Genomic DNA, 20,485 nt, shown 5'->3' with positions numbered 1-20,485 from the left:
GCCACGGCATCCGCCCCCATCCGAATCAGCTGTTCAGCCAGGCGTCCAGGTAGTACGCGTAGGCGAGGCCGTTGTAGCTGACGCCGCTCACCTCGGGGGCCTGCACGTACACGCGCTGCACGATCTGCGTCAGCGGGACGAAGTACCCCTGGTCGAGCACGTAGCTCTGCAGCTCGTCGGCGACCTTCGCGCGGGCGTCACGGTCGGTGGCCGTGGCGATGCGCGTCGAGAGGTCGTTGAGCGTGGCATCCGAGGTTCCGAGCTTGAACCAGTCCTCGTCGCCCTTCTTCTGCGAGGTGAGGACCCCGGCGACGGTTCCCACGTCGACGAAGCTGCGCGTGATCTCGTTCGCGGGGACCGTGGCGTTGCCGATGACCTTCTGGCCGTAGGTCGGGACGTCGTAGGTCTCGAGGTTCACCTCGAAGCCGAGGCTCGTGAGCTGCTGGTCGACGAGCTCGTCGACCGACTGGGACGCCTGCAGGTACGGGTTGGGGTAGAGCGTGAACGACAGCTTCTGCCCGTTCTTCGTGCGGACGCCGTCGGCGCCCTTGACCCAGCCGGCGGCGTCGAGGAGAGCGGCGGCCTTGTCGGGGTCGTACGCGAAGTCGGCGCTGTGGTCGGTCGCCTCGGGCACGGTGCTCTGGAACAGCGACTCGGCCGCGTGCCAGTCCTCGGTGTAGACGGTCGACAGGATCTGGTCGCGGTCGATGCCGTGCTGGACGGCCTGACGCACCTTCACGTCGTCGAAGGGGGCGACGGAGGTGTTGAGCGCGTATCCGTTGACGAACCCGAGGTAGCGCGGGGTCTCGACGGTCAGCCCCTCCTGCTTCAGCGCGTCGAGGTCCTGCGGGCTCGCGTTGTAGGCGACCTGCGCCTGGCCCGACTCGACCGAGGCGGTGCGCAGCGTCGGCTCCGCGACCTGCTTGTAGGTGATCGTGTCGAGGTACGCGGCACCTTCGTGGCCGACGGCTTCGGGACCCCAGTCGTAGTCGTCGCGCTTCTTCAGCACGACGCTGTCACCCTCGGCGACCTTCTCGACGGTGAACGGTCCGCTGCCGATGTCCTTCGTGAGATCGGCCTGCTGGTCGGCGGGGAGTGCCAGCGTGGCCGGGGACAGGAGGATCGAGCCGTGATACGCCAGCGTCGGGATGAAGCTGAGCGTCGGTGCCGAGAACGACACCTTCACCGTCGTGGCATCCACCGCCTCCGCCCCCGCGTAGTTGGCGGAGGGGAACAGGCCGATGCGGTTGATGCCCTCGTCGGGCCGACCCTTCGCCCAGATGTCGATGTTCGCGACGACCGCGGCCGCGTCCAGCGGCGTGCCATCCGAGAAGGTCACGCCCTCTTTGAGGTGGAGCGTGAACTGCGTCTTGTCGGCGTTCTCGTCCCAGCTCTCCGCGATCCACGGGCTGAGGTTGCCCTCGGCGTCGACGTAGACCAGCTTGTCGGTCACGTTGCCCCAGATCTGGCCCTGGTAGCTCGAGATCGCGCTGTTGTTGGGGATCCAGGTGGCGCCGAGCGAGTCGATGAGGAAGACGAGGTCGCCGCCGGGCTTCGGCGTGGAGCTCTCGGCCGGAGCGGCCGAGGTTCCCGCGCCGCATCCGCTGAGGAGGACGGCGCCGACGGTGAGGGCGGAGGCGACGCCGAGGAGGCGTCGGAAGCGAGTGATCATGAGGGTCCTTGTGCTGTGGAGACGTGTGGTGGGGAGTGTGCTGGTGAAACGGGTTACAGGGCTTTGCCGGGGTTGAAGAGACCGGCGGGATCGAGGGCGTCTTTGATCGCGAGCTGAGCCGACCGCACGCGCGCGGCGAGCTCCTCGGCGGCGAGCGCGCGCTTGACCGTGCCGATGCCGTGCTCGCCGCTGACGGTTCCGCCGAGGGCGAGGGCGGTGCGCACGATGTCGTCGGCGGCTTCGTGCAGCGCCGCGGGGGCGGGGTCGGCGCCCGCCGGGACCGGGAGCGTGACGACGGGGTGCAGGTTGCCGTCGCCGGCGTGGGCGACGGCGCTCACCGCCACCCCGTGCCGCGCCTCGATCGCGGGGAAGGCCGCGAAGACCTCGGCGATGCGCGACTTCGGGACCGCGACGTCGCCGCCGACGAACCAGGATCCCTCGTCGAAGCGCCGCCCCGAACGTCGCAGTTCCCAGAGGACCTCGGCATCCGGTCCGCTCTCGACCTGCACGCGCCCACCGGCGGCGGCGAGCGCTGTCGTCAGCTCGGCGGTCTGCTCGTCGATGCCGAACCCGTCGAGCTCGATGAGCAGGAGGGCCGCGCCGCGGGCGCGAAGGCCCGAGTCGTTCGCCGCGTCGATGCCCTCGAGGGTCGGCTCGTCGAGGAACTCGATCACGCTCGGGCGCACGCGTGAGGCCGTGATCGCACCGATGGCCGCGGCCCCCGCGGGGGTGGAGTCGAAGAACGCCGACACCGTACGCCGGGCGACGGGGAGGGGACGGATGCGAACGGTCGCGCCGACCACGATGCCGAGCACCCCCTCCGACCCGACGAACAGCGACACGAGGTCGAGTCCGGTCACGCCCTTGATCGAGCGGTGGCCGATCGAGACGAGGCTCCCGTCGGCGAGGACGACGTCGAGGGCGAGCACCGACTCTCGGGTGACGCCGTACTTGGCGCAGCGGAGGCCGCCGGCGTTGGTGGCGATGTTGCCGCCGATGGTCGAGATGCGCCAGCTCGCGGGGTCGGGGGCGTAGAAGAGGCCGAGCGGGGAGAGGTGCTCGTTGAGCGTCGCGTTGAGGACACCCGGCTCGACGACCGCGACCTCGTCGGCGGGCGAGATCTCGACGATCCGGTTCAGGCGGTCGGTCGAGATCACCAGCTGCTCGGTATGGGCCGTGGCACCGCCCGACAGCCCCGTGCCCGCACCGCGCGGGACGACGCTCACGCCGTGGCGGGCGGCGAGGCGCACGAGCTGCTGGACCTCGCCGACGGTAGCGGGGAAGGCGACCGCGGGTCCGTCGGTCGTGCCCGTGCCCTGTCGAGGTGCGGTGCCCGCGTCGTGCGCGTACTCCGCGGTCCCGGGAGACGACGGGCGCACGTCGATGCCGGGGGCGTCGCGCTCGATGTCGTCGAGCAGGGCGGACAGGCCCGTGCGCGGGACGGTCGCGGTGGAAGCGCTCATGGGCGTGCCTCTCTGGGTGGGGACGGGAGTGCAGCCGAAGGTAGGGCGATGCCCGGTCGGCGGTCATCTCGGCGGAAACGCGCCGTCGCGATGCGTCGCGGTCCGTCACGGAACGTCGCGCGGCGTCACAGTCCCGCACCGCGCAGGCGGCCCGGGCTACCCTTCCGTGCCCGCACCTCCCTCGCTGCGCGACGCACGCCGAGTGTCCAAAACACCCGGACGAATTTTCGCGGCGTCCGGGTGTTCTGGACACTCAACGCCGGGCGCGCGGCACGCGGTGTGCGGGGGTCTTGGACACTCAACGCCGGGCGCGGGCACCGAACGGCCGTAACAATGACGCCTCGCGGCGCTGCGTTACGGACGCGATTGTGCCGGCGCGGCACCGGCGGCACAGTGGGCGTTTCGGCGGGACCGGCCCGCCGCGAAGGAGTCCCGATGCCCGACCGCATCCACCTCGCCGTCGCCCTGGACGGCGCCGGCTGGCACCCGGCCGCGTGGCGCGAGTTCACCGCGCGCCCCACCGAGCTCACGACGCCCGCATACTGGCGTGACCTCGCCCGCACGGCCGACGGCGCCGGGCTCCTCTTCGCGACCATCGAGGACGCACTGAGCCTGGGCGGGCGATCCTTCGAGCCGGATGCCGAGACCCGGCGCGACCGCGTGCGGGGCCGCCTCGACGCGGTGCTGTTGGCGTCATTCCTGGCCCCGGTCACGCGTCGCCTGGGTCTCGTGCCGACCGCGACCACCGCGCATCCCGAACCGTTCCATCTCGCCACCGGACTCCAGACCCTCGACCACGCCAGCCGGGGCCGCGCGGGTGTCCGCCTCGTCGCGGGCTCGACGCCGCAGGAGCGCGCGAACTTCGGGCGCCGCGCCGACGGACCGACCGGGATCCCGGCATCCGGTCGCGTCGAAGACGACCCCGCGCTGCTCGCGGCGTTCCGCGAGGCCGGCGAAGTGGCCGAGGTCATCCGGCGTCTCGCCGACTCGTGGGAGGACGACGCGATCGTGCGCGACCTCGAGACCGGGAAGTTCCTCGACCGGGAGCGCGTGCACAACGTCGAGTTCGAGGGCGAGTTCTTCTCGATCACGGGCGCCTCGATCGTGCCGCGCTCCCCGCAGGGCCAGCCGCTCATCACCGCCCTCGCGCACCAGACGATCCCGTACCGTTTCGCCGCGGAGCACGCCGACCTCGTCTTCGTCACACCCGCGGATGCGGCGGCGGTCGGCGGCATCCTGAACGAACTGGCGGATGCCGCGGACGAGGTGCGCACGCTCGACGAGCCGCTGCGCGTGTTCGCCGACCTCCTGTTCCTCGTGGAGGACACACGCCGGGAGGCCGAGGCGGTCTGGAACCGCCTCCAGGACCGTTCCCCGCTCGCCACCGATGCCCGGGTCGTGGTCGGCACCGCCGACGACGTCGTCGACGAGATCGCGGCTCTCGCCGCTCAGGGGGTCGACGGCATCCGCCTGCGCCCCGCGCGCCTGCCCGCCGACCTCGACGCGATCGCCGAGCGGGTCGTGCCGCGCGCGGCTGGCGCCGGCATCCTGCTCCCCGACGACGGCGCACCGACCCTGCGCGAACGCGTCGGACTCCCCCGTCTCGCCAGCCGCTACGCCCGTCAGGAGGTCGGCGCATGACCCGCCGTCAGATCCACCTCGCCGCCCACTTCCCGGGTGTGAACAACACGACCGTCTGGACCGATCCGAGCGCGGGCAGTCAGATCGACTTCTCGTCGTTCGAGTACTTCGCCCGCACGGCCGAGCGGGGCTTCTTCGACTACCTCTTCCTCGCCGAGGGCCTGCGCCTGCGGGAGCACCGCGGGCAGCTGCACGACCTCGATGTCGCGGGACGCCCGAACACCCTCGCGATCCTCACCGCCCTGGCCGCGGTGACCGAGCACATCGGCCTCGTCGGCACGCTCAACACGACCTTCAACGAGCCGTACGAGCTCGCCCGTCAGCTCGGCGCGCTCGACCTGCTGTCGAACGGCCGGGCTGGGTGGAACGCCGTGACCAGCTCCGACGCGTTCCACGGCGCGAACTTCCGTCGCGGGGGCTACCTCGACCACGCCGACCGGTACGTGCGGGCGTCGGAGTTCGCGGCGCTGTCGAAGGCGCTCTGGTCGTCGTGGCGCGACGACGCGATCGTGGCGGATGCCGAGACCGGGGCGTTCCTCCGCGACGACGCGATCGAGCGGGTCCGGCACGAGTCCCGTCTGTTCGACGTCGACGCGGTGTTCGACGTTCCGCGCTCTCCGCAGGGGAGACCCGTGATCGTGCAGGCCGGGGACTCCCCCGACGGCCGCGACTTCGCCACGGAGCACGCCGACGTCATCTTCTCGCTGCACACCGAATTCGCCGACGCGCAACAGTTCTACCGCGACGTGAAGGGCCGCCTCGCCGCGCACGGCCGCGACGAGGATTCGCTCAAGATCCTCCCGGCAGCCACCTTCGTGCTCGGCGACACCGCCGACGAGGCCCGCGAACGCTCGCGCGAGATCGCTCTCGCCCAGGTGCGCCCGCAGACCGCGATCACCTACCTCGAGCAGATCTGGAACCGCGACCTCAGCGGGTACGACCCCGAGGGTCCGCTGCCTGATGTCGAGCCCGACACCGGCGTCGAGACCGCGCAGGGCTTCGCCGGCCGCCACGCCGCGATCCGCGCGCGCGTCGGGCAGCTGCGCGAGCAGGCGGCCGCAGAGAACCTCAGCATCCGGGAGCTCGTGATCCGTCTGACCGCGAAGCACACCTTCGTCGGGACGCCGGAGCATGTGGCATCCGAGATCGACCGGTACGTGCAGGAACGCGCGACCGACGGGTTCACCGTCGTCGGACATGTCACCCCGCACGGCCTCGACGAGTTCGCCGACCGGGTCGTGCCGCTCCTGCAGGAGCGCGGCTCGTACCGCCGCTCGTACGACGACGGGGCGACGCTGCACGATCTGCTGGGCCTGCCGCCCGTCCTCACTCCCGCCGTGCGATGATCCGGGTGGTCATCGTGGGGGCCGGCCCGCGCGCGGTGATGCTGGTCGAGCGCCTGCTCGCCCGCCGGACCCGCGCGGCCAGTCCGCGCCTGCACATCACGCTCGTCGACCCGCACCCGCCGGGTGCCGGACGCATCTGGCGCCGCGATCAGTCGCCGCTGCTGAAGCTCAACTCGATGGCACGCGACGTGACCGTGTTCACCGACGAGACGTGCACGATCTCGGGGCCGGTGCGTTCCGGGCCGTCGCTCATCGAGTGGGCCGAGCGCGTCCGCGCAGGGACCATCCCCGATGTCGCGATCGACGATCCGGGTCTGGATGCCGAGCTCCTGACGCTGCGCGGAGACAGCTTCCCCACGCGCCGACTCCAGAGCGTCTACCTCGACTGGTTCTGGCGCCGCACGGTCGCGATCGCGCCACCCGGGGTCGAGGTGCACGAGCACCGCGGGGTCGTGCAGTGGGTCGATGACACGACCGAGGGGTACGAGGTGGCGTTGGCCGATGGCATCCGTCTTCCCGCCGACATCGTCGTGTACGCGCTCGGGCACAACGGACGCGACCCCGACGGCGAGACACGCGCGCTGATCACCGCGGCCGCGGACGCGGGCCTGACCTATGTGCCGCCGTCATTCACCGCCGACGCCGACCTCTCGGTGCTCGGTGCGGGCGACGACGTCATCGTGCGCGGCATGGGACTGGCGGCGGTGGATGCCATCGTGCTGCTGGCCGAGGGACGCGGCGGCCGCTTCGTCCGAACGCCGGACGACCGCGTGCGGTACGAGCCCTCGGGGCGGGAACCGCGTCTGCACCTCGGCTCGCGCCGCGGCGTGCCGTACCGCTCGAAGGTGTCGTCGGACCTGCGGGGCGACCCGCCCGCGCGCGAGGTGCTCACCCCCGCCGCGATCGCGGACCTGTTGGCACGGCCCGGCACGATCGACTTCCTCGACGACGTGTGGCCGCTGATCGCCCGCGAGCTCGTGTGGGGGCACTACCGCGAGCTGTTCACGGGTCATCCCGAGCGGGTGCGCGTCACGTGGGAGGTGTTCCGCGAGACGCTGCGCGCCGTGGACGGCGACACGGCAGCCCTGCGGCGCGCGGTCGCGGAGGTCGTCCCCGACCCGCTGGACCGTTTCGACGTCCCCGCGCTCGATGTGCCTCTCGGCCAGGAGGCGTTCGCGGATGCCGCCGAGGTGCACCGCCGCGTCCGCCAGCACATCGCGGACGACCTGCATCTGCGCACGACTCCGGAACGCAGCACCGCGCAGGCGCTGTTCCTCGCGATCCTGCAGTCGTTCCTCGCGGTGTCAGAGATCCCCGCCGAGCGGTGGAGCGCGCGGTCGCGCGCGATCGATCTCCCCGTGACGTGGCACACCTTCTTCAGCTACGTCGCGTCGGGGCCGCCGGCCCATCGCCTCGAAGAGATCGGCGCGCTCGCGGATGCCGGGATCGTGCGGTTCCTCGGACCCGAGATCGCAGTGCGCATCGACGACGGGCGGTTCGTGGCATCCTCTCCGCGGGTTCCGGGAGAGGTTCGCGCGGGCGCGCTCCTCGACGCGTGGCTCCCGAGCGCCGAGGCGGCCTCGAGCGACAACGCGGCCTTGCGCGAACTGGCGACGCGGCACGGCCGCGAGGTGCACGTCACCGACGAGACCTTCACGGGTTCGCTCGGCCGCATCGACACCGACGCCGACGGACGAGTCGTCTCTCGCGACGGCATCCCGCACGCGACCCTCTTCGCCATCGGACCGTTCACCTCGGGCATGGAGGCCGGTGCCTTCACCCGCCCGCGTTCCAACGCCCTGTCGCTCCGGCACACGGACCGCGTCGCGGGCGCGGTGTCCGAGGCGGTGGCCGCGGTGTCCGAGCGGCGCTGGGCGTTCTCGCGCTGAGGCCGCGCGTTCCCGCGCTGAGGCCGCGCGTTCTCGCGCCCGCGCGCGCCTCGCCCTCCCGCGCCGCGGCCGCGCCCCCTTCCGTTGAGTGTCCAAGACACGCCGTAACCCCGCGCCGAGTTGCGGCGTGTCTTGGACACTCAACGCTCCAGCGGCCTACGCGCTCGAGCGCGCCAGTACCGCGGCGAGGTGATCGACGAGCGAGTGCGATGCGGTCGCGTCCGGCCCGAAGAACTCTTCGTCGACGTCCTCCACGGCGCGGTTCGCCGCGCGCGCCAGCTCACGCCCGGCGGCCGTGGCCCGGACGCGGACGGCGCGGCGGTCGGTGGCATCCTGTCGCCGTTCGACGAGATCCCGCTCGGCGAGCGCGCGGATCACCTGCGACACCATCATCGGGTCGGCGCCGGCGCGCTGGCTCAGCGCGGCCTGGGTCATGCCCTCGTCGGAGTCGCCGAACGTCAGCACCGCCAGCAGCACGAACTGCACGTGCGTCACCTCCTGCGGCGCGAGCGCCCGGCGGATCGCCGCCTGCCACCGGTTCGTCACCTGCCAGAGCAAGAATCCCGGGCTGGCGTCGCCGGAGGCGAAGCGACTGTCGAGGGGAGTCGTCATCCCTCGATCATCGCGCGCGAACGGTCTCGACGAGCGCGACGAGCCGGTCGAGGTCGGCGGGCACCGATCGCTCGAAGCCGGCGAACGCGGTGCGCGCCCACAGCCACGAGAGCGGTCCCTCGAGCGTCACCTCGGCCGTCACCCGCGACCCACCCGGGGTGGCGTCCACCCGGTGCCGAAACGTCAGTCGGGCTCCCGGAACACGGCTGACGTCGGTGTAGACGCGGTCGGGCTCGAGTTCGGCGATCACGAAGGCCGTGCGCGGACCACCGACGGGCTTCAGGATGCCACGCGCCCCCTGCCGCACCTCACCCTCGACGCGCGCCCACTCGGTGTCGGGCGACCACTCCTTCCACGAGTCGTGATCGACCCACCGGGCGTAGAACGCCGAGGGCGGAGCGGTGGATTCACGGGTGACGGAAGCAAGTGTTCGCATGTATTTAGTATGCGCGCATATTACTTGGATGGCAACGACGAGATGGTCGTCCACGACAGTCCGCAACGCGTTCACAGACGATGAGGCGCCCGCACGCGTACAACCAGGCTGCGCGCGCCGCAACCGCCACGGACCGACCACGTCGGTCGGAAACGACGGCTGACCCCGCTCCCCCTACAAAACCGAACCCGCTCGAGCGGCGAACGCGACCTCGATCTGCGCTCGGGTCGAGTCGATCGCCAGAAGGAAGCTGAGCAGCACTCGCGCCTTCAATCCGTCGAGACCATCGCCCGGCGTGGCCCCCGCGGACAGGAGGTCTCTCTCGGAGCCGGGGAAGGCTCCCACCGAACGGTAGACGTCGCCGGCGCCCGCACGCGACACGAAGACGACCGGGATCGCCTCCGCCATCTCGCGGATGACGGGCACGATCCCTGCTCCGACATGACCCGCGCCGAACGCTTCCACGACGACGCCCGCGGCGGTGCGCGCCGCCGCGTAATCGTCTGCCCCCTCGCCCAGCGCGCAACGATGGAGCACCACTCGGAGAGCGTTCTCCCGGAGGCCGCGAGCGACGGCATCCGGATCCAGGCCCGGCGGTCGCGTCTTCGGCGCGAGGGCGATCCGCACGCGCCCCTCGACGATCCAGCCGACCGGGCCGACGTTCTCGCTCACGAACGCCGCCGGCTTGCTGGAGTGAGCCTTGCGCGCCCAGCGCGCCAGGTGGACCTCGTCGCCGTTCACCACGAGCGCACCCAGTCCCCGCGCCTCTAACGAGGCGGCGACGCGCAGCGCCGCGGCCAGGTTCGCCGGACCGTCCGCTCCCGGCATGCCGGCGTTGCGCATGGCGCCGGTCACGACGATCGGCTCGTCGCCACCGTGCAACAGGTCCAGTGCGAACGCGACCTCCTCGAGCGCGTCCGTGCCCACGGTGACCACCGCCGCCGCGTGACCGTCACGGAAGGCCTCGGCGATCGCCGCACCCAGGTCGGCGAGATCTCCCAGCGACAGGCTGGCCGAGGGCAGACGCCGGAACGTCACGGCCGTCACCGGCACGCCGGTCGCGCGCGCGAGGTCGCCCACGACATCGTCGGCTCCGAGCTCGATCCGAGCACCGGACGACAACGCCGGCGCCGCGATCGTGCCGCCGAGCGAGAAGACGGCCACTCCCGCCGGCGTCGCGGTCGCGCTCACGACGCCCAGAACTCCCGATCGAACGGGTACCGCGGGTCGGTCTCGAACGGGTGGCGCTGCTTGAAGTCGCGCACGATGTTCTCGCACGTGTCGAAGCTCACGCCCGGCTTGTCCGCCATGTACTCGATCAGGCGCTCGATCATCAGCAGCACCTGCGGGCGTCCCGACACGTCGGGGTGCAGGCAGATCGGGAAGGTGGCGTAGTCGTACTCCCGGTACACCCAGTCGAACTGATCCCGCCAGAGCTCTTCGATGTCTCGCGGGTTCTTGAACCCGTCGCTGTTCGGACTCGTCTTGACGAACATCATCGGCGGCAGATCGTCGAGATACCAGTTGAACGCGAGGGAGACCAGCGGGATTTCCGTGCCTCGCACGAGCGGCTTCATCCATTCGGCCGCCGGCCGCGAGTAGTCGATCTTGGTCCATGAGTCGCCGGTGCGGGCGTAGAAGGGCTGGAAATCGTGGAGCACCTGGGTGCGGTCGTACTCGATGCCGGCCTCGAGCAGGATGTCGGCGGTGATCGTCGTCATCTCGCCCCACGGCGCGATGTATCCGGTGGGCTTGCGCCCCCACACCGATTCGATGAGCTCCAGCGAACGCTCGAGTACATCGCGCTCCTGCTGAGGGGACATGTCGCGAGGATTCTCATGCGAGTACCCGTGCACGCCGAGCTCGTGGCCCGAGTCGACCAGCATCTCGATGCTGCGGGGGAACGTCTCGATGGAGTGGCCGGGCGTGAAGAACGTCGATGAGATGCCGTACCGATCGAAGAGTCGCACCAGGCGTGGAAGGCCCACGTCGCCGGCGAACAGTCCACGCTGGATGTCCTGCAGGCTGTCCTCCCCGCCGTACGAGCCGAGCCAGCCGGCGACGGCGTCGACGTCCACGCCGAAGGTGACCTTGATGTCTTTCATGTTCGTCCTCTCAGGGTGGTGCCGGTCTCAGGTACTCAGGGGGAAGTCGGCGATGCTCAGCAGAGCGTCGCGGCTCGCCCGCACGTGCGAGCGCATGAATCTCTCGGCCGTGAAGGCGTCTTTGGCCGCGATCATGTCGAGCACGTCGTGGTGCTCGCCGACGCTCCCCGCCAGGCGCCCGGGCTGTTCCAGCGAGGCGTGCACGAGGCGCGGGTAGGCGAGCTGGTTCATCATGATGCGGTAGTGCTCCGCGAGCTTGTCGTTGTCGGCGCCGCGGATGATGAGCTCGTGGAACTCCTCGTTGAGGCCCGCATACGCCCCGCGGTCTTCGGCGGAGAGAGCCACGTCAGACGCGCGGATGTTCTCGCGCAGTGCGCGCAGCTCAGGGCAGTCGCCGCGGGCCGCCAGCAACCCGGCAGCCGAGCCCTCGATGAGCTCCTTCATGTGAAAGAGCTCGATCATGCTTCGTCGCGTCGGCGCCATGACGAAGGTTCCAACCCGAGGGCGGATCTCCACCAGACCCTCGGTCTGGAGCTGCTTGAGCGCCTCGCGCACGGGCGTACGACTGACCTCGAACTCGTCAGCGAGCGCCCCCTCAGACAGAGCGGTCCCCGGGGGCAGCTCACCGCGGATGATGCGCGAGCGGACGCCGTCGATGACGCGGGTCTGCGCGCTCTGGGACCGAGCACCTTGCATGGCATAAGTCTTGCTCTTTAAGAACAAGCAAGTCAATTGACCGCGCATGCATGCAAGTAAACAGCTTGTTTCAGGGGTTTTTCGGCTACGGGACCCGTAAAACCCGGTTATTGACATGGCAGACCGGCTGTGTCAATAATCCACCTACCATGCAAGAAGCTGCCCCTCTTTCCCAAGATCGCGGTCTCCGCCACACTGTCGGCGCACCCCGCATCGCCTACCGTGTGCACGGCGACGGCTCGCATCCTGTCGTGCTGTTGCACGGCGTCGGCAGTTCCTCGCGCACGTGGTGGCGTCTCGTTCCCGCCCTCGACGAGGGCCTGCGTCTCGTCCTGCCGGACTATCGCGGTCACGGGGACTCCGAAGCCCCCGAGCCGCCCTATCGACCGGACCACATCGTGGACGACATCGTGCGCGTCCTGGATGCCGAGGGCATCGGCGCCGCGAGCGTGATCGGGTTCTCGGTCGGGGCCCTCTTCGCACAGCAGCTCGCACTCGCCCACCCGGAGCGGGTGAACGCACTCGTGCTGCTCAACTCCATCGCCGATCGGACGCCGCAGGAGCAGTTGCGCGCGCTCTCACGCTGGGCCGACGTCCGCACTCGCGTGCCCGGCGACCTCGCTCGCTCGAGCGTCGAACGATGGTTCACGAGCGACTTCGCCCGGCTCGAACCCGCCGTGGTGGACGTCGAAGTGCAGATCGTCAGCGGGGTCGATCCCGTCGGATACGCCGAGGTCTACGGCATCCTGGCCACCGCCGATCTCGGGGACAGCCCCGCGCGCATCGCCTGTCCGACGCTGATCGTCACGGGCGAGAACGACCGGGGTTCCACTCCCCGGATGTCGCGCACGCTGCACGAGCTCATCCCCGACTCCCGCCTGCACATCGTCCCCGACCTGCAGCACTACCTCCACGTCGAAGATCCCGCACGGCTCGCCGCGATGATCAACGACTTCCTCCTCACCCGCGACACACCTACCGCCCTCTAAGGAGCACCCATGCACCGCAAGAAGCCCCTGCTCATCGCCGCTGCCCTCGCGGCCACCGCCGCTCTCACCCTCAGCGGGTGCAGCGGCTCCTCGTCGTCCGACCCCACCTCCAGCTCGCAACTGTCGATCGTCGCCCCCCTGTCGGGGCAGCTCGGCGACAAGAGCTTCATGGACTCGGCCAACGAGGGGCTCATGCGCGCCGGCGAAGACCTCGGCGCCAAGGTCAAGGTCATCGAGGCCGGCGCCGACGACGCTCCCGCGTGGGAACGCAACCTGACCGAGGCCTCGGCCTCCGGCGACAACCAGCTGATCGTCACGGGCGGCACCGTCGTGGCATCCACCCTGGAGAAGGTCGCTCCGCAGTTCCCGGATCAGAAGTACCTGATCTTCGACTCGCCCTCCGTGGGTGACAACGTGACCGGCATCAGCTACGCGCAGAACGAGGGTGCCTTCCTGGTCGGCGCGCTCGCCGCCCAGATCACCTCCAACCCCACGTCGTTCCCGCGCGCCACGGGGAGCAAGAAGGTCGGTCTCGTCGGCGGCAAGGACATTCCCGTCATCCGTGACTTCATCGTCGGCTTCACGCAGGGCGTGCACGCCGTCGACCCGTCGATCACCGTGGACGTGCGCTTCACCAACGACTTCGCCAGTTCGCAGGTCGGCTACGACGTGGCCACGTCGATCTACAAGGACGGTGCGGATGTGGTCTACCAGGTCGCCGGAGCGGCCGGACTCGGTGTGCTCCAGGCCGGCGCCGACAGTGGCCGCTACGCGATCGGTACCGACTCCAACCAGAACGACCTGCACCCCGACTCCACCCCGGCCAGCGCCCTGAAGAACGTCGGGAACACGATCTACGACGCCATCAAGTCGTTCCAGGCGGGCACGCTCGAGCCGGGCACCACGATCGTCGGCAACATCGCCAACGACGGCGTCGGCATCGCCTTCAACGACGCCCTCGTGCCGTCCGACATCCAGAAGAAGGTCGACGACCTCCGCCAGCAGGTGGTCGACGGCCAGATCAAGGTCGACACGGCGCTCTGACCCAGCCGCCCCGTTCTCCCGAGGAGATCCCATGGACACGCCCCTGCTGCGCCTTCGCGGCATCGTCAAACGCTTCGGCTCGATGACCGCGGTCGACCACGTCGACCTCGACGTACGCGCGGGCAGCATCCATGCACTCCTCGGCGAGAACGGGGCCGGCAAGTCGACGCTGATGAACTGCCTCTTCGGGCTCGAACGTCCCGACGAAGGCAGCATCGAGATCGACGGCCACCCCGTCGCGATCACCTCGCCGCGACGGGCATTGGACGCCGGCATCGGCATGGTCCACCAGCACTTCAAGCTGGTCCCCTCGCTCACCGTTGCCGAGAACGTCGCTCTCGGTCGCGAGCCGGTGCGCGGCGGCCTCGTCGACCGCCGTGCGCAGATCGACCGCGCCGCCCGCGTCGCGCGCGAATTCGGCTTGGACGTCGACCCCACCGACATCGTTCGGACCCTGTCGGTCGGCGGCCAGCAGCGAGTCGAGATCCTGCGCGCCCTCTCCCAGGACGTCCGCGTGCTCGTGCTCGACGAGCCGACCGCGGTGCTCACCCCCGCCGAGACCGACCGCTTCTTCGAGGTGGTGCGCGGTTTCGCCGAGCGCGGTCTGGCGGTCATCCTCATCAGTCACCACCTCCATGAGGTGCGGCGTATCGCCGACGAGGTCACGGTGCTGCGCAGCGGACAGCGTGTCGCCCACTGCTCGATCGACGACGTCACCAACGCCGATCTGGCCGAGCTCATCATCGGCCGGGCGCAGGAGACCGCGACCGACGTGCCGCGCGGCACACCCGGAGAGAGAAAGCTGCGCGTCAGTGACCTACGTGTGCGTAACGCTCGCGGCATCGAGGTCGTCGACGGGGTGAGCCTCGACGTGCGCGCGGGAGAGATCGTCGGCCTCCTCGGGGTGGCGGGAAACGGCCAGACAGAACTCGTCGAGGCGATCACCGGACTCCGCCGCGTGGACTCCGGCACGGTCGAGGTGGCCGGGCGAGACACGACCAACATGCACCCCGCCTCGGCGCGGGCCGCCGGGATGGCCCATGTGCCCGAAGACCGCCAGGGTCGCGGCATGGCCGGCTATTGGCCGGTCGCCGAGAACATCGCCGTCGGCTACCTCGACACCCCGGCGGTCGGCCGCCGTCTTCTCGATCGCCGTCGTATCGGCGAGCTGGTGACGAACCTCATGCGCACCTACGACGTCCGCGCCCGCTCCCCACGTCAGCTCGCGCGTCGCCTGTCCGGCGGCAATGCGCAGAAGATGGTGCTCTCGCGCGAGCTGTCGCGGGAGCCCGCGATCGTCGTCTGCGCCGAGCCCACCCGCGGTCTCGACATCGCCGCCACCGCCGCCGTCCGCTCGCGTCTCGTCGAGCAGCGCGATCGGGGCGCCGCGGTCCTGCTCGTCTCCAGCGAGATCGAAGAAGTCACGCAGACCGCCGACCGTGTGCTGGTCATCTCATCGGGTCGCATCGTCGCCGAGTTCGCCGACCCGCTCGTGCGACCGACCGAACAGCAGGTCGGACGCGCAATGCTCGAAGGAGGAGCACAGTGATCCCCGCGACCGCCCCCGAGCCGATCCCGGCGACCAAGCGCCTGGCCGGTGTACTGGCCACCCCGCTGCGCGTCGTGCCGCTGGGCATCCGTCAATCCGTCCTGGCCGTGCTCATCGGCGTCGCCCTGTGCTTCGTCATCATCCTCGTCACCGCCGACCAGCCGTTCGTCGCCTTCGGCGCGTTCATCTTCGGCACCTTCCGCAACCCGTACTCCGTCGGCACGATGATCGCCATCGCGACGATCCTCATCACCGCGGCCCTGGCGTCGACCGTGGCCTTCCGCGCCGGGGCTTTCAACATCGGCACCGAGGGACAGCTCGTGCTCGGGGGTCTCGCAGCCGCCGTCACCGCCCCGCTCGTGGGCACCGGAGGGTTCCTCGCCCAGGTCGCGGCCCTCGTGGCGGCGAGCGCGGCCGGTGCGCTGTGGATCGCCATCCCCACGCTCCTGCGCGTGAAGTGGCGCACCAACGAGATCCTCACCACGCTCATGGCCAACTACGTCGCCGCCGACGTCGCGCTGTTCCTTGTGAACAATTACTTCCGCGACCCCAGCTCCGGCGCCGTCGAGACGCCGCCGCTGGATCGGTCCCTCTGGCTGTGGGCCATCCTCCCGCCCTCGCAGGCCAACATCGGCGTGGTACTCGTCCTCGTCCTGGTCGCCGCCGTATGGATCTGGTCCGAGCGCACCCGGACCGGCATGCGCGCCGCGGTCTCCGGCATCCAGCCCGCCTTCGCCGAGTACCTGGGCTTCCGTTCGGCCCGGTACCTGGGTGGGTCGATGCTCGCCTCGGGGGCGCTGGCGGGTCTCGCGGGCGGTTTGGCCGTGATGGGCGTGACGCACTCCTACATCGAAGGGTTCTCGCCGCAGTACGGCTTCCTCGGCATCACCGTCGCGATGATCGGGCGGCTGCGACCGCTCGGCATCGTCGTCGCCGGCGCGCTCTACGCCTCGCTGATCACCGGCGCGACGGCCATGCAGTCGGTCTCGGACGTGCCGTTCTCACTCGTGTTCGTGCTGCAGGGCGTGCTCATCCTCCTCATCACCAGCCAGCGCATCGGCGGAAAGGCGTCTTCATGAACGTCGTCGGCGACTTCCTCTCCCTCGCACTGGCGAGCACCATCCCGATCATCGTGACCGCCTTCGGGGGGATGTTCGCCGAACGCGCGCGCGCCACGAACATCGCCTTGGACGGCATTATGCTCCTCGCCGCCCTCGCGGCGCTGTCGGTGACCGCGGCCACGGGCAACCCGTGGATCGGCGTGCTGGCCGCGATCATCGCGGGAATGGCATACGCGGCCCTGCTGGCCGCGGCGGCGTACGTGCTGCAGTGCGACATCCTCATCGCGGGCATCGCGGCCAACATGCTCGCCACGGGCATCGCGCTGCTGGTGGTGCAGAACGTCCTCGGCTCCACCGGGACGTACACCCCGCAGGGGGCGCCTCTCATCCCCCGCATCCCGCTCGGCCCCCTCGAGCAGATCCCGGTGCTCGGCCGCGCTCTCGACAAGCAGAGCGCGTTCCTGTTCATCGTGATCGTGATCGTTGTCGTCTGCGGCATCGTGCTCGCCCGCACGCGCTGGGGTCTGCACGTGCGCGTCGTGGGCGAATCCGACGAGGCCGCCGCGGCCGCCGGCATCCGTCCCGTCGTCATCCGCACCACGGCGCTGCTGGTCAGCGGAGCTCTTGCCGGCGTGGGCGGGGCCTATCTCACCCTCAGCTCGGTGGCCTCGTTCACCTTCGACCTGACGGCGGGAATCGGCTTCATCGCGTTCGCGGCCGTCATCTTCGGCGGCGCGACGCCGCTGGGAACGGCGACCGCCTCGATCATCTTCGGCGCGGCGACGGCCCTGGCCATCCAGTTGCAGAGCGCTCAGCTCATCGACCAGCAACTCCTCCATTCCCTGCCCTACGTCGCGGCCATCGTGGCACTGGCGTTGCGGTCGATCCGGGAGCGGCGCAGCGCGCGCAGCGACGTCTCCGACACCTCGTTCCTCCCCGCCGTCATTCCGCGCGGCTGACCTCGCAGATCTTTTCCCGCCCTACCCGCTACGGAGTCCCATGCACGACCGCACCCCCGTCCTCGTCGACTGCGACACCGGCGTCGACGACGCCATGGCCCTGCTGTACCTCTTGCAGCGCACCGACATCGAGGTGGTCGGCATCACGACCGTCTTCGGCAACAACACCGCCGCCGTCTGCGCCCGCAACTCTCTCCGCGTGCTCGAACTGGCCGACCGCGCCGACATCCCCGTGGCGATCGGCGCCGAGAAGCCGCTCGTGGGCGAGGTGACCTACCTGGCGACCCACGTGCACGGCTCCGACGGGCTGGGCGACTCGGGACTGCCGATGCAGGTGTCGACGACGGTGAGCCCGCTCGACGCGGTCGCTCTGATCGATGAGCTGTCCGAGCGCCACCGGGGCAGCCTCCGCATCCTCGCCGTCGCGCCGCTGACGAACCTCGCCCACGCACTGGACCGGATCGCCGATCTGACCGACCGCGTCGTGGACGTCGTCATCATGGGCGGCGCGGCGGATGTCGCGGGCAACCAGAGCCCCGCGGCGGAGGCGAACATCATCCACGACCCCGAGGCGGCGCAACGGGTCATCGCCGCCGACTGGCCGACGACCCTCGTGCCGCTGGACGTCACGATGACCGAGGTCGTCACTCCGGCGCACATCTCGCGGCTGGAGGCCGCCGGCAACCCGATCGCCGACTTCGTGGCCCGCACGACGGAGTTCTACTTCGACGGCTACGGCGTCGATTCCTACGGCCGACGCTCATCCCCCTGCCACGATGCGGTCGCCGCCGCCATCCTCACGGGTGAGGTCGTCCCCTCGGTGTTCCCCCTCGTGCACGTCGAGGTGGACTGCTCCGACGGCCCGTCCCGCGGCGCGACAGTCTGCGACACCCGCGGCCGATGGAAGGGGTTCCCAGACCAGCCCGACGGCAACTGCCGTGTCGCTCTGACCACCGACGGCACGTTCCCCGACCACCTCGTCACCGCCTTCGGCGGCTGATCTTCTGAGCGAGAAAGACGCAAATGAGCAGCTACAGCATCCGCAAATGGGTATCGCACGTCGAAGAAGTGCGACACGACGGCGGCGAGCCCTTGAGCACGCCCCTGGTCAAGGCGGCGGTCGGGGTGGTGATCGCGAACCCGTTCGCGGGGCAGCGGGTCCAAGACCTGTCGGAGCTGACCGAACCGAGCGCGGAACTCGGGCGCGAGCTCGGCGCCCGCGCCGCGGCTCTGCTGGGCGGCCTGCCCGTGCAGAGCTACGGCAAGGGTGGCATCGCGGGTCTCGCCGGCGAACAGGAGCACCTGGTCGCGTGCGTGACGACGATCTTCGGCGATGCCTTCCGTGAAGCGGTGGGCGGCGGCGAAGCCTGGATCTCGTCGTCGTCGAAGGTCGCGGCGGCCGGGGCATCCCTCGACATCCCTCTCGCGCACAAGGACGCGTTGTACGTGCGCTCGCACTACGACTCCGTGATGATCACCGCGCCCGACGTACCCAAGCCCGACGAGCTGTTCGTCGTGGTCGGTGTCGCCTCCGGGCCGCGACCGCACGAGCGCGTCGGTGGCCTGCGCGCCGACGAGATCACCGGCGGTGGGCTGCGATGAGCCACGAGCGCGTCGCCGTCGTCACCGGCGGGGCCTCGGGCCTCGGCCGGGCGACCGCCGAGCTGCTGGGCGCCTCCGGCGTACACGTGATCGTGGGCGATCTGAGCCGAGAGCCGAAGGAGCCGGGCGAGCCTCCCACCGACGAGCGCATCACCGCCTCGGGCGGGTCCGCCCGGTTCGCGCAGGTCGACGTCACCTCGACGGCATCGGTCGAGGCGTTGGTGGCGTCGATCCGCGCCGAGGAGGGCCGCATCGACGTGCTGGTCAACAACGCGGGGCGCTTCGGCCCCTCCACCCTCCTCGGCACCGACGACGAGACGTGGGAGACCGACATGGCTCTCAACCTGCGCTCGCAATTCCTCGTGAGCCGCTCCGTGATGCCCACCCTGTTGGAACAGGAACCGGATGCCGAGGGCGTCCGCGGGCGGATCGTCAACGTCTCGTCGCAACTGGGCATCACCGCAGCCCCCCACGCGGTGACCTACGGGGTGGCCAAGGCCGGTGTCGCCCAACTCACCCGGCAGTTGGCGGTCGACTTCGCGAGCGAGGGCATCGTCGTCAACGCGGTCGCCCCCGGACGCATAATCACCGGTACCCACCCCGGCGAACGCGACTACCTCGACCACGGCACGATCGACGAGGCGACGCGCTTCTCCCTGTCGCGGACTCCTTTCCCGCGTCTCGGGCGGCCGATCGACGTCGCGCGGGCGGTCCGCTTCCTCGCCTCGCCCGAGTGCACCTTCGTCAGCGGGCACGTGCTCGCCGTCGACGGCGGATGGCTGGCGTACTAACGATCGCTCGGATCCGACGAGCCGCATCCGCCGCGGTCGCCGGGTCCATCCAGCGCATCGGGTCCCACGGGCACGCGGTGCCCACCCCCAGCACGGCGTCCACGGGACGCGGAAGGGCAGCATCATGACAGGACAGCTCGACGGAAGGGTCGCCGTCATCACGGGCGGAGCCTCGGGGATCGGCGCGGCCACGTCGATCGCGTTCGCGCGGGCCGGCGCCCGCGTGGTCATCGGCGACTACGCCCCCGACGGGCACGACGCCATGGCCGTGATCTCGACGATCACCGGAGAGGGCGGCGAGGCGTTCGCCATGGGTGTCGACGTTCGTGACCCCGAGCAGGTCGACGCTCTCGTCGGCGCGGCGCGCGAGCGTTTCGGTCGGCTCGACATCGCGGTCGCCAACGCCGCGATCGCGCGTCGGGTCCCCGCGGCCGAGCTCGACGACGACGCATGGCGTGACCTGCTCGACGTCGATCTGGCCGGGGTGTGGCGCCTGTTCCGCTCGGCGCTGCCCGGTATGCGGGACGCCGGATGGGGGCGCCTGCTCGTGACCGCGTCCACGGTCGGCAACCTGGAGGCGTGGCCGGAGCATGCCCACTACTCGGCGGCGAAGGCCGCGGGGACCCGACG

General features: G+C 70.4%; 19 protein-coding genes. 12 read left to right on the top strand and 7 right to left on the bottom strand.

Annotated elements, in window-relative coordinates; genetic code table 11:
* Positions 1-25: 25 nt before the first annotated feature.
* Positions 26-1,672, bottom strand: coding sequence for an ABC transporter substrate-binding protein (locus tag NS283_RS05235; protein WP_058595827.1), 1,647 nt, complete (start codon positions 1,670-1,672; stop codon positions 26-28).
* Between the two features lie 53 nt (positions 1,673-1,725).
* Positions 1,726-3,135, bottom strand: a complete 1,410-nt coding sequence (locus tag NS283_RS05230; RefSeq protein ID WP_058595826.1) for an FAD-binding oxidoreductase — start codon at positions 3,133-3,135, stop codon at positions 1,726-1,728.
* 435 nt (positions 3,136-3,570) lie between these two features.
* Here NS283_RS05230 and NS283_RS05225 point away from each other — a divergent pair, with 435 nt between their 5' ends.
* Genes NS283_RS05225 through NS283_RS05215 form a run of 3 tightly spaced genes read left to right on the top strand, consistent with a single transcriptional unit; the run spans position 3,571 to position 8,011 of the window.
* Positions 3,571-4,776, top strand: a complete 1,206-nt coding sequence (locus tag NS283_RS05225) for an LLM class flavin-dependent oxidoreductase (RefSeq protein WP_058595825.1) — start codon at positions 3,571-3,573, stop codon at positions 4,774-4,776.
* Positions 4,773-6,122, top strand: coding sequence for an NtaA/DmoA family FMN-dependent monooxygenase (locus tag NS283_RS05220; RefSeq protein WP_058595824.1), 1,350 nt, complete (start codon positions 4,773-4,775; stop codon positions 6,120-6,122). The genes NS283_RS05225 and NS283_RS05220 overlap by 4 nt, the downstream gene beginning before the upstream one ends.
* The gene (locus NS283_RS05215; RefSeq protein WP_081317268.1) at positions 6,119-8,011 is read left to right on the top strand and encodes an FAD/NAD(P)-binding protein; all 1,893 of its coding nucleotides are present in this window, start codon (positions 6,119-6,121) and stop codon (positions 8,009-8,011) included. Before NS283_RS05220 ends, NS283_RS05215 begins: the two co-directional genes overlap by 4 nt.
* A 156-nt stretch (positions 8,012-8,167) precedes the next feature.
* Here the strand turns inward: NS283_RS05215 and NS283_RS05210 are convergent, their stop codons facing one another.
* The 5 genes from NS283_RS05210 to NS283_RS05190 form a co-directional block, all read right to left on the bottom strand.
* Positions 8,168-8,623 carry a MarR family winged helix-turn-helix transcriptional regulator gene (locus NS283_RS05210; protein WP_058595822.1) on the bottom strand — a complete coding sequence of 152 codons (456 nt, stop codon included), beginning with the start codon at positions 8,621-8,623 and terminating at the stop codon, positions 8,168-8,170.
* A gap of 7 nt (positions 8,624-8,630) precedes the next feature.
* Positions 8,631-9,059: an SRPBCC family protein gene (locus NS283_RS05205; RefSeq protein ID WP_058595821.1), complete on the bottom strand. Its 429-nt coding sequence runs from the start codon at positions 9,057-9,059 to the stop codon at positions 8,631-8,633.
* A gap of 174 nt (positions 9,060-9,233) precedes the next feature.
* On the bottom strand, positions 9,234-10,250 hold the full coding sequence (locus NS283_RS05200) for an asparaginase (RefSeq protein ID WP_193752630.1): 1,017 nt from the start codon (positions 10,248-10,250) through the stop codon (positions 9,234-9,236).
* Complete coding sequence (locus NS283_RS05195) at positions 10,247-11,164, bottom strand: polysaccharide deacetylase family protein (protein ID WP_058595820.1); 918 nt, start codon at positions 11,162-11,164, stop codon at positions 10,247-10,249. Before NS283_RS05195 ends, NS283_RS05200 begins: the two co-directional genes overlap by 4 nt.
* Before the next feature lie 27 nt (positions 11,165-11,191).
* A complete protein-coding gene (locus tag NS283_RS05190) occupies positions 11,192-11,860 on the bottom strand; it encodes a GntR family transcriptional regulator (RefSeq protein ID WP_058595819.1) in 669 nt (222 codons plus the stop codon).
* Positions 11,861-12,111: 251 nt separating this feature from the next.
* Here NS283_RS05190 and NS283_RS05185 point away from each other — a divergent pair, with 251 nt between their 5' ends.
* From NS283_RS05185 to NS283_RS05145, 9 genes are all read left to right on the top strand, one after another.
* Entirely contained in the window at positions 12,112-12,849 is a 738-nt protein-coding gene (locus NS283_RS05185) for an alpha/beta fold hydrolase (RefSeq protein ID WP_193752629.1), read from the top strand.
* A 9-nt stretch (positions 12,850-12,858) separates the two neighbouring features.
* Positions 12,859-13,893: a BMP family lipoprotein gene (locus NS283_RS05180; protein ID WP_058595817.1), complete on the top strand. Its 1,035-nt coding sequence runs from the start codon at positions 12,859-12,861 to the stop codon at positions 13,891-13,893.
* Between the two features lie 31 nt (positions 13,894-13,924).
* Positions 13,925-15,442: an ABC transporter ATP-binding protein gene (locus tag NS283_RS05175; RefSeq protein ID WP_058595816.1), complete on the top strand. Its 1,518-nt coding sequence runs from the start codon at positions 13,925-13,927 to the stop codon at positions 15,440-15,442.
* The gene (locus NS283_RS05170) at positions 15,439-16,521 is read left to right on the top strand and encodes an ABC transporter permease (protein WP_058595815.1); all 1,083 of its coding nucleotides are present in this window, start codon (positions 15,439-15,441) and stop codon (positions 16,519-16,521) included. Before NS283_RS05175 ends, NS283_RS05170 begins: the two co-directional genes overlap by 4 nt.
* Positions 16,518-17,462: an ABC transporter permease gene (locus NS283_RS05165; protein WP_058595814.1), complete on the top strand. Its 945-nt coding sequence runs from the start codon at positions 16,518-16,520 to the stop codon at positions 17,460-17,462. The genes NS283_RS05170 and NS283_RS05165 overlap by 4 nt, the downstream gene beginning before the upstream one ends.
* Before the next feature lie 40 nt (positions 17,463-17,502).
* Positions 17,503-18,462, top strand: coding sequence for a nucleoside hydrolase (locus NS283_RS05160; protein ID WP_058595813.1), 960 nt, complete (start codon positions 17,503-17,505; stop codon positions 18,460-18,462).
* 23 nt (positions 18,463-18,485) lie between these two features.
* Positions 18,486-19,064, top strand: a complete 579-nt coding sequence (locus NS283_RS05155; RefSeq protein ID WP_058595812.1) for an amino acid synthesis family protein — start codon at positions 18,486-18,488, stop codon at positions 19,062-19,064.
* Complete coding sequence (locus NS283_RS05150; RefSeq protein ID WP_058595811.1) at positions 19,061-19,855, top strand: SDR family NAD(P)-dependent oxidoreductase; 795 nt, start codon at positions 19,061-19,063, stop codon at positions 19,853-19,855. The genes NS283_RS05155 and NS283_RS05150 overlap by 4 nt, the downstream gene beginning before the upstream one ends.
* Before the next feature lie 124 nt (positions 19,856-19,979).
* Positions 19,980-20,485: SDR family NAD(P)-dependent oxidoreductase (locus tag NS283_RS05145; RefSeq protein WP_153003284.1), on the top strand; the 506-nt coding region annotated here is incomplete at its 3' end.

It is taken from the genome of Microbacterium testaceum, assembly GCF_001476285.1.
Classification (GTDB): Bacteria; Actinomycetota; Actinomycetes; order Actinomycetales; family Microbacteriaceae; genus Microbacterium; species Microbacterium testaceum_B.
This window is presented reverse-complemented; position numbering and strand designations above follow the sequence as displayed.